We start from the raw sequence: 528 nt of genomic DNA, 5'->3' as shown, positions 1-528 counted from the left end.
TAAAAAAGCGCAAAACCAAGTGGTGGAGTAAACGTAATCACTGCAGCTAACAAGCGATTTGGTTTCTCACTTTTGCCTTTGATCGTATCACCTAAAAATTCGAACAAACCTAAGCTCACACCTAAAAACGAGGTGAGAAGTGCAAGGTCGGCAAATACACCTACAATGCTGCTCAAGTTGGATTTGTGAACAGTTTGAGATAATTGACCAATAAGTGCACTCAAGCCACCGTTTTCAATAAGCGCATCTTGGCTTACTACGCCTAAGGTAACGATTTGCCAGAAAATGTAGATAACTAAAGGAATCGTCGAACCAACAATAACCGCTTTGCGCAAAGATGACGTATCGCCATCTAGGTAGTTTACGATTGCAGGAATACTACCGTGGAAACCAAACGATGTGAAAATCACTGGAATCGCCGCAACAATAAGTCCCTGTTCGATAGGCATGCTTAGCAAGTATGACTCGGTAACGTTTGGCGCTAAAAATGACAGTACCGCAACCATTGCGACTAGCTTTAACGCAAAC

Annotated in this window: 1 protein-coding gene; it reads right to left on the bottom strand. The window is 42.6% G+C overall.

The window, feature by feature from the left end; translation table 11 throughout:
- Positions 1 to 528, bottom strand: a 528-nt coding sequence (locus tag R7Z47_RS26700; protein ID WP_318131004.1) for an aromatic amino acid transport family protein, incomplete at both ends; no start/stop codon positions are given.

This window comes from Vibrio sp. 1641 (assembly GCF_033339995.1).
Lineage (GTDB): Bacteria > Pseudomonadota > Gammaproteobacteria > Enterobacterales > Vibrionaceae > Vibrio > Vibrio alginolyticus.
This window is presented reverse-complemented; position numbering and strand designations above follow the sequence as displayed.